At 69.4% G+C, this 7,748-nt stretch carries 9 protein-coding genes and 1 pseudogene; 7 read left to right on the top strand and 3 right to left on the bottom strand.

Annotated features, from left to right (window positions below; genetic code table 11):
* A pseudogene (locus Q7S93_RS14340) lies at positions 1-365 on the bottom strand (3-deoxy-8-phosphooctulonate synthase); the annotation flags it as partial.
* Between the two features lie 107 nt (positions 366-472).
* On the opposite strand from Q7S93_RS14340, the gene mutT reads away from it, so the two are divergent.
* On the top strand, positions 473-892 hold the full coding sequence (gene mutT, locus Q7S93_RS14335; RefSeq protein WP_304714596.1) for an 8-oxo-dGTP diphosphatase MutT: 420 nt from the start codon (positions 473-475) through the stop codon (positions 890-892).
* Positions 808-1,041, top strand: a complete 234-nt coding sequence (locus tag Q7S93_RS14330) for a Flp family type IVb pilin (RefSeq protein ID WP_304714595.1) — start codon at positions 808-810, stop codon at positions 1,039-1,041. Before mutT ends, Q7S93_RS14330 begins: the two co-directional genes overlap by 85 nt.
* On the opposite strand, the gene Q7S93_RS14325 is transcribed toward Q7S93_RS14330, so the two are convergent.
* Positions 1,038-1,952, bottom strand: a complete 915-nt coding sequence (locus tag Q7S93_RS14325; protein WP_304714594.1) for a methyltransferase domain-containing protein — start codon at positions 1,950-1,952, stop codon at positions 1,038-1,040. The two genes, Q7S93_RS14330 and Q7S93_RS14325, sit on opposite strands and share 4 nt — an antisense overlap.
* Between Q7S93_RS14325 and Q7S93_RS14320 the strand changes: the two genes are divergently transcribed.
* The 4 genes from Q7S93_RS14320 to Q7S93_RS14305 are packed head-to-tail and all read left to right on the top strand — an operon-like array spanning position 1,951 to position 4,321.
* Complete coding sequence (locus Q7S93_RS14320; RefSeq protein WP_304714593.1) at positions 1,951-2,733, top strand: ComF family protein; 783 nt, start codon at positions 1,951-1,953, stop codon at positions 2,731-2,733. The two genes, Q7S93_RS14325 and Q7S93_RS14320, sit on opposite strands and share 2 nt — an antisense overlap.
* 58 nt (positions 2,734-2,791) lie before the next feature.
* Positions 2,792-3,052 (top strand): glutaredoxin 3, encoded by a 261-nt coding sequence (grxC, locus tag Q7S93_RS14315; RefSeq protein WP_304714592.1) that lies wholly within the window; start codon positions 2,792-2,794, stop codon positions 3,050-3,052.
* Between the two features lie 10 nt (positions 3,053-3,062).
* The gene (locus tag Q7S93_RS14310; RefSeq protein WP_304714591.1) at positions 3,063-3,896 is read left to right on the top strand and encodes a carbon-nitrogen hydrolase family protein; all 834 of its coding nucleotides are present in this window, start codon (positions 3,063-3,065) and stop codon (positions 3,894-3,896) included.
* Entirely contained in the window at positions 3,893-4,321 is a 429-nt protein-coding gene (locus Q7S93_RS14305; RefSeq protein ID WP_304714590.1) for a DUF1178 family protein, read from the top strand. The genes Q7S93_RS14310 and Q7S93_RS14305 overlap by 4 nt, the downstream gene beginning before the upstream one ends.
* A gap of 20 nt (positions 4,322-4,341) precedes the next feature.
* Here Q7S93_RS14305 and Q7S93_RS14300 read toward each other — a convergent pair whose 3' ends face one another.
* Positions 4,342-5,622, bottom strand: coding sequence for an OmpP1/FadL family transporter (locus Q7S93_RS14300; protein ID WP_304714589.1), 1,281 nt, complete (start codon positions 5,620-5,622; stop codon positions 4,342-4,344).
* A gap of 198 nt (positions 5,623-5,820) precedes the next feature.
* Between Q7S93_RS14300 and Q7S93_RS14295 the strand changes: the two genes are divergently transcribed.
* Positions 5,821-7,748, top strand: a 1,928-nt coding sequence (locus tag Q7S93_RS14295; protein ID WP_304714588.1) for a Clp protease N-terminal domain-containing protein, incomplete at its 3' end; no start/stop codon positions are given.

Here is a 7,748-nt window from a genome sequence, read left to right as displayed (position 1 = left end):
GTCTGGCGACAGAGGAAGGCGGGAATCTGCACCAGGTCGGCCACGGCGGCGACCGGCTCGCACTCCTCGACGGTGTGGATGTCGGTGGCGATCGGCACCCCGACCTTGGCCTTCACCTCCGCCAGGATCGCCAGGCCCTTCTCCAGCCCCGGTCCGCGAGAGCTTTTCAGCGACGAGCGGTTGGCCTTGTCGTAGCTGGCCTTGAAGATGAACGACAGGCCGAGATCGGCGCAGATGGCCTTCAGTGTCCGGGCCGTGCCGAGCGCCAGATCCAGGTCCTCGATGACATTGAGCCCGGCGATCACCGCCAGCGGCTGGCCGTCGCCGATCGAAAGGTTCCAGCGGTCGAGCGTCAGCGTGGCCATGTCCAGCTCCATCGGCGAGAGATGGCGCGCTCCATAGCAGAGGTTGGCCCTCCGTCGCCTGCCTGATCGTCTGGCGCGATCCGGGAGCGGCTGCTAGGTCGGGACGGATGACCCAGCCCCCTCCCGCGAAATCCATCCTGCTGGTCGCCGCGGCGGCCCTGATCGACGTCGACGGCCGGGTGCTCATCTGCCAGCGGCCCCAGGGCAAGCAGTTGGCGGGATTGTGGGAATTTCCGGGCGGCAAGGTCGAGGCGGGCGAGACGCCCGAGGCCTGCCTGATCCGCGAGCTGGACGAGGAGCTGGGCATTCAGGTGACCCACGCCTGCCTGGCACCCTTCGTGTTCGCCAGCCACGGTTATGAGTCCTTTCACCTGCTGATGCCACTCTATCTGTGCCGGCGCTGGAGCGGGTTCGTCACCGCCAAGGAACACAAGGCCCTCGCATGGGTGAAGCCCAACAAGCTCAGCGACTATCCGATGCCGCCGGCCGACGCGCCCCTGGTCGCCTGGCTGCGCGACATGGTCTGAAGCGGTTCGTCCGCGAGACGTCCGGCGCGACCGCCATCGAATACGCCCTGCTGGCGGCCGTGCTCGGTCTCGTGATCATCACCGCCGCCGGTGTTCTCCGGGCCCAGATCTATGAGCTGCTGATCAGCGTCTCCGACGCGCTCGTTTAGTCCTCCTCCCGCGGCAGCGGGTTCTCCTCCACGCCTAAGGCCTCGGCCAGGCGCATCTTGGCCGAGCCGGGCTTCAGGGGCTGTTGCTGGCTGGCGTGGGGCGCCCAGCCGGTGAGGGTCAGGATTTCAAAGGTGGCCGGGACCCGGCCATCGGCCTCGGCAAACCGTTCCACATAGAGCTCGAAGGCCCGTCCCAGAACCGCCCGGCTCAGGCGCCGCGGGTGGCGATCGGCCAGGGCATTGGTCTCGCCCATCTGGCGCAGGTCGGCCAGCAGCTTCAGCGGATGGGCGTAGCGCACGGTCACCCGGTCCACATCGGCCACCGGCAGGGCGAAGCCCGCCCGCTGCAACAGGCCCGCGGCGTCAGCGGCGTCGGCGAAGGGCGAAACGCGGCTGCCGGCCCCGCCCGTGAGTTCGGCCTCGGCGTCGATCAGCGAGCGGCGCAGCTCGAACAGGGTCGATCCCCCCAGGAAGGCGCCGATGAACAGGCCATCGGGCCTGAGCGCCCGCCGAATCTGGATCAGGGCGCCCACCACATCGTTGGTCCAGTGGAGTCCGAAGGTGGAGATGGCCAGGTCCAGCCCGCCGGCCGCAAAGGGCAGGCGCTCCTCGTCGGCCACCAGGCGCGGTCCGGAGCGGCCCTTCAGCATGGCGTGCGACAGATCGGCCTCGATCACCAGCCCGACGCGGGGGCGGGCGTCGCTGCGCGCCAGGGCCTGGCCGAACGCGCCCCGTCGCGCCGAGAGATCGACGGCCAGGGGGAAGTCGCGCATGATCGCCTCCAGCCGCTCGACCGCGTCTTCGGCGGCGCGGCGGTGCAGGAAGTCGGCGTTTTCGAAGGCCGGGGCGGCGCGGTCCAGGTGCTTGCGCACGAGGCCGCGGTCGAACAGTCGGGGCGGGGTGGGTGACATGAGCCTGCAAGATGGCCTTTCGGGGCTCTCCTGGAAACCAGGGGCGCAGCTGAAATCGGCCGGGCGCGATCTGCTGGACCTGGTGTTTCCGCCCCAGGCCCTGGATGCAGGCCCGCGGCCCCTGTCTCCGGGGCTTTCGCCTGAGGCCTGGATGAAGATCACCTTCCTCGATGGGCCGGTCTGCGATGGCTGCGGGACGGCCTTCGAATTTTCCCTCGGCCCGGGCGTGCGCTGCGCCGCCTGTGAGGCCCGGCCGAGGGCCTTCGCGCGGGCCAGGGCGGCGTGCGTCTATGACGAGACCTCCCGCGATCCGATCCTGCAGCTCAAGCACGCCGACCGGCAGGACCTGGCGCCGCTGTTCGCCCGCTGGCTGTCGCGGGCCGCCGATGGGCTGGTGGAGGAGGCCAGCGCGATCACGCCCGTGCCGCTGCACGCCTCGCGGCTGTTTTCCCGCCGGTTCAACCAGGCCGCCGAGATCGCCCGCGGCCTCGCCCGACTGCGCGACCGGCCCTACCTGCCTGACGTGCTGGTGCGCCGAAGAGCGACAGAGAGCCAGGGCGGCAAGTCAGGCTCGGGCCGCAAGCGCAATGTCGCCGGCGCCTTTGTCGTGCCGCCGGGCCGCACCCATCAGGTGGCCGGACGCAACATCCTGCTGGTCGATGACGTTCTGACCACTGGCGCCACCGCCGACGGCTGCGCGCGGGCCCTGCTCGCCGCCGGGGCGGCCCGCGTCGATCTCGCCGTGGTGGCGCGCGTCAAGGCCGCCACCATCCCCTCATGATCTGCGGCGCCACAGCGCAGGTCTGGACATTTCATCAGAGACGCCCCTTATCCCCGCCATGCCCAATGTCACCATCTACACCAAGCCCTATTGCCCCTACTGCGTGCGCGCCCTGACCCTGCTGGAGAAGAAGGGGGTCGACTTCACCGAGATCGAGGCCGCCTTCGATCCCGAGAAGCGCCAGGAAATGGTCCAGCGCTCCGGCGGCGGGACCACCTTCCCGCAGATCTTTATCGGCGAGCGCCACATCGGCGGCTGCGACGAGATGATGGAGCTGGAGCGGGCGGGCAAACTCGATCCGCTGCTGCAGGGCGCCTGAGCCCGTTCGCATGATGCTGCGCGTCGCCCTCGTCCAGACCCGAACGCCGGCCAGCCAGGCTGCGGCGCTCGACCATGTCCTGCCCCTGGTGCGCCAAGCGGCCGAGGGCGGCGCGCGGCTCATCGCCACGCCGGAGGGGACCAATATCCTGCAGAAGGACCGCGAGGCCCTGCTGCCCCAGCTGCGCGCCCTGGAAGATGATCCCGTCGTGGTCGCCCTGCAGGATGTGGCGCGCGCCTCTGGCGTCAGCATCCTGATCGGCTCGGCCCTGGTGAAGCGGGAGGATGGCCTGTGCGCCAACCGCAGCGCCCTGATCAGCCCCGACGGCGACATCACCGCCACCTACGACAAGCTGCACATGTTCGATGTGGACCTGCCCAATGGCGAGCGCGCCCGGGAGTCGGCCACCTATGCGCCAGGCGACGCCGCCGTCTTGGCCCAGGCGCAGGGCGCGAAGCTTGGCTTGACCATCTGCTACGACCTGCGCTTCCCGGCCCTGCACCGGGCGCTCGCCCTGGCCGGCGCGCAGGTGCTGACCACGCCGGCCGCCTTCACCCGCTCGACCGGGGTGGCGCACTGGGAGGTGCTGCTGCGCGCCCGGGCCATCGAGACCGGCAGTTTCGTCATCGCCCCGGCGCAGGGCGGCTTCCATGAGGACGGTCGCGGCACCTATGGCCACAGCCTGGTGGTCGCGCCCTGGGGCGAGGTGATCGCCGAGCTCGACCACGATGAGCCGGGCGTGCTGTTCGCCGACCTCGACCTGGACCTCGTCGCCAAGGCGCGGACGGCCATTCCGGCCTTGGCCAATGCGCGACCCTTTTCCGGACCCGTGGCGCGCCCATGATCCGCTACGCCCTGGCCTGCGATCACGGTCACGAGTTCGAGGGCTGGTTCTCCGCCTCCAGCGATTTCGACGACCAGAAGGCCCGCGGCCTGCTGGAATGCCCGGTCTGTGGCGTGCAGGAGGTGCGCAAACAGATCATGGCCCCGGCCGTGGCGGGCACCAAGCGCAACACGCCAGACCTGCCGCCCCAGGCCCGGGCGGTGATGATGGAGGCCTTGAGCAAGGTCCGCCGCCACGTGGAAGAGAACTTCGACGACGTAGGCGACGCCTTCGCCAAGGAGGCCCGCGCCATCCACGAGGGCAGGTCCGAGGACCGCGGCATCTATGGCCAGGCCACGCCGGCTGAGGTGAAGGCCCTGGTGGAGGACGGCGTGCCTGTCGCCCCCCTGCCGCCGGAGCCGCCCAAGAAGACCGAGGTCAACTGAGCGGCCCAAGGCGGTCAAGCTTAGAAGGTCTTGCGCAGACCCAGGGACAGGATGGCGCCCTCGCCGTTCACGTCGCCGCGCAGGCGGGTGACGGTCTGGGCGGCCGTGCCTTCATAGAAGGTGGTGTCGTGGTTCACCTGGCTCTCGTCGAACGCAATGTAGGAGAGCGCGGCGTCCATGGTGAGCGAGTCGCTCAGCATGGCGCTGGCGCCGACGCCATAGAGCCAGCGGTCGCCATCGGGAACCCGCGCGGTGCGCAGATCATCCTGCGTCGGAGTCGGATCGTACTGCGCCCCGGCCCGCAGGGTGAGACGCTGATTGACCATATAGTCCACGCCCATGCCGCCGGTGGTGACGTCATTGTACTGCTGCGGCAGGATCTGGTTGACCGCCGGCGAGGTGACGGTGATGGCGTCGAACTCGCTCCATCCGATGCGGTTGACCTGGGCGTTGATGGCCAGACGCTCGGTGGCCTGCCAGCGGGCGCCGAAGGTGGCGATCCACGGGGTCGAGAAGTTGGCAGAACCGCCGATATCGGTGTTGAACGGGGCGAGCGGGCCCGCCAGGCCGACGACGCGCACATCGCCGTCCAGGTCATGCTCGATCGCCGAGCGATAGCTGGCGCCGAAGGTCAGGGCGTCGAAATGCGCCTGGGCGCCCACGGTCCAGCCGAAGTCCCAGCCATTGCCCTTGAGCTGCGAGACGCCGTCCGGCGCGCCGGGCGCCAGGTTCGGATAGGCGGTCGACAGCGTGGCCTCAGTATACTGGCCGCTGACGCCGGCGCCGAGGTCGAGCCAGTCGGTGACCTGCATGGCGCCGGTCAGCTGGATGTCGGCGGTGGTGAGGCCGGACTCCAGACCGTCATAGCGCGCCCAGGCGTTGTCGCGATATTCGGTGGTGAAGTTGTAGGGGGCGGCGACCGAGAGGCCGAGGGCGAAGCGCTCGCCCACTGGGGTGGCGATGGCGAAGTTCGGGGCCACGCCGCTCTGGATCGGGTTGAAGGCCCGGGGCTCGCCACCCACCGGCACGGTCACGCCGCCGGGATAGGTGATGGTCGAGCCGGTGTCGTTCACGGTCGCATCGACGAAGATCGCGTGGGCGCCCACATAGACCTCCCGCGGCGAGCGGGCGATGGCGGCGGGGTTCCACCACAGGGACGAGACGCCGGTGTCGGCCACTTCGCCGGTAAAGGCCCGGCCGGCGCCGCGCACCGACTGTTCCTGAAGATAGAAGCCGCCGGCCGCAGCCGGTCCAGCGAGGCTGGTTGCGCCGACAAGCGCCAGTACCCAGGCCTTTTTCATAGATAGAACTCCCAAACACGACAGGGCCGGCCGTGAGGCCGACTGATGCGGGGTTAAGGGGGCGGCCCTGGCTTTGGTTTCCCTGAAAACCGGGGCAATGCGACTTGTGTGGCGGAATGGCCACACCTACATCCAGCCTCGACGCGCCTTGCGCTGTCTCAAGGCGAGGCGCGTCAATCCGCCTAACGAGGGGATGCCATGAACATTGACGTCTATTCCGATCGCGCCAAACAGGCGATCCAGTCGGCCCAGAGCCTCGCGCTCGCCCGCCGACACCAGCAACTCGCGCCCATCCACCTGCTCAAGGTCTTGCTTGAGGAGAAGGACGGGCTGTCCCGCGCCCTGATTCAGAGCGCCGGCGGCCGACCCGACGAGGCCGACGCCGCCGTGGAAGCAGCCCTGGCCAAGCGGGCCAAGGTCGAAGGGGGCTCAGGTCAGCTCTACATGGCGCCCGAAAGCGCCCGGGTCTTCGCCAAGGCCGAGGCTGACGCCAAGGCGGCCGGCGACGCCTTCGTGACCACTGAGCGCCTGCTGCTGGCCATTGCGGCCGAAGGGGGCGAGGCCGCCGAGGCCCTGAAGAGCGCGGGCGTCAAGGCTAGCGCCCTGGAGAGCGCCGCCAACGATGTCCGCAAGGGGCGCACCGCCGATTCGGCCTCGGCCGAGGAGGGCTATGACGCCCTCAAGCGCTATGCCCGCGACCTGACCCAGGCCGCTCGGGACCAGAAGCTCGACCCCGTCATCGGCCGGGACGAGGAGATCCGCCGGACCATCCAGGTGCTGTCGCGGCGCACCAAGAACAATCCCGTCCTGATCGGCGAGCCCGGCGTCGGCAAGACCGCCATCGTCGAGGGCCTGGCCCTGCGCATCGTCAATGGCGATGTGCCCGAAAGCCTGAAGGACAAGAAGCTCCTGTCGCTGGACATGGGCTCGCTGATCGCCGGGGCGAAGTATCGCGGCGAGTTCGAAGAGCGGCTGAAGGCCGTCCTGAACGAGGTCACCGCCGCCGAAGGCTCGATCATCCTGTTCATCGACGAGATGCACACCCTGGTCGGCGCCGGGAAGTCGGACGGCGCCATGGACGCCTCCAACCTGCTCAAGCCCGCCCTGGCGCGGGGCGAACTGCACTGCGTCGGCGCCACCACGCTCGATGAGTACCGCAAGCATGTGGAGAAGGACGCGGCGCTGGCCCGCCGCTTCCAGCCGGTGTTCGTCTCCGAGCCTACGGTGGAGGACACCATCTCGATCCTGCGGGGCCTGAAGGAGAAGTACGAGGTCCACCACGGGGTGCGCATCTCCGACAGCGCCATCGTCGCCGCCGCCACCCTGTCGAACCGCTACATCGCCGACCGCTTCCTGCCCGACAAGGCCATCGACCTGGTGGACGAGGCGGCCAGCCGGGTGCGCATGGCCGTGGACTCCAAGCCCGAAGAACTGGACGAGATCGACCGTCGGATCGTCCAGCTGAAGATCGAGCGCGAGGCCCTGACCCGGGAGACCGACGCGGCGTCCAAGGCGCGCCTGGAGAAGCTTGAGGACGAACTCGTCGAACTGGAGGCGGAATCCGCTGGCATGACCGGCCGCTGGAAGGCGGAGAAGGACAAGCTCAGCTCGGCGGCCCAGATCCGCGAGGCCCTGGATCGGCTGCGCGCAGAGCTTGTCGCCGCCCAGCGCCGGGGCGACCTGCAGCGGGCCTCGGAGATCGCCTATGGCGAAATCCCGCCCCTGGAGCGGAGCCTGGCGCAAGCCGAAACCGCCGCCGCCGAAGAGCCGGTCAGCCCGGAGGTGGTCGACGCCGAGCAGATTGCTGCGGTGGTCAGCCGCTGGACCGGCGTGCCCGTCGACAAGATGCTCGAGGGCGAGCGCGAGAAACTGCTGAAGATGGAGGACGCCCTGCGCGGCCGCGTGGTCGGTCAGGAAGAGGCGCTGGTCGCCGTGTCCGACGCCGTCCGCCGCGCCCGCGCCGGCCTCAACGACCCCAACCGCCCGCTGGGCAGCTTCCTCTTCCTCGGCCCCACCGGCGTCGGCAAGACCGAGCTGACCAAGGCCCTGGCCAAGTTCATGTTCGGCAGCGAGGAAGCCCTTATCCAGCTGGATATGTCCGAGTTCATGGAACGGCACACGGCCAG

Origin of the sequence: Phenylobacterium sp., assembly GCF_030646615.1 — a bacterium.
Lineage (GTDB): Bacteria > Pseudomonadota > Alphaproteobacteria > Caulobacterales > Caulobacteraceae > Phenylobacterium.
The sequence above is the reverse complement of the archived record's forward strand: the minus strand, read 5'-3'. Positions and strand labels throughout refer to the sequence as shown.

Excerpts from the sequence above, each read along its gene's own strand:
- mutT (WP_304714596.1), top strand. The coding sequence starts at position 473 with ATGACCCAGCCCCCTCCCGCGAAATCCATCCTGCTGGTCGCCGCGGCG.
- Q7S93_RS14330 (WP_304714595.1), top strand. The coding sequence starts at position 808 with ATGGGTGAAGCCCAACAAGCTCAGCGACTATCCGATGCCGCCGGCCGA.
- Q7S93_RS14320 (WP_304714593.1), top strand. The coding sequence starts at position 1,951 with ATGAGCCTGCAAGATGGCCTTTCGGGGCTCTCCTGGAAACCAGGGGCG.
- Q7S93_RS14325 (WP_304714594.1), bottom strand. The coding sequence starts at position 1,952 with ATGTCACCCACCCCGCCCCGACTGTTCGACCGCGGCCTCGTGCGCAAG.
- grxC (WP_304714592.1), top strand. The coding sequence starts at position 2,792 with ATGCCCAATGTCACCATCTACACCAAGCCCTATTGCCCCTACTGCGTG.
- Q7S93_RS14310 (WP_304714591.1), top strand. The coding sequence starts at position 3,063 with ATGATGCTGCGCGTCGCCCTCGTCCAGACCCGAACGCCGGCCAGCCAG.
- Q7S93_RS14305 (WP_304714590.1), top strand. The coding sequence starts at position 3,893 with ATGATCCGCTACGCCCTGGCCTGCGATCACGGTCACGAGTTCGAGGGC.
- Q7S93_RS14300 (WP_304714589.1), bottom strand. The coding sequence starts at position 5,622 with ATGAAAAAGGCCTGGGTACTGGCGCTTGTCGGCGCAACCAGCCTCGCT.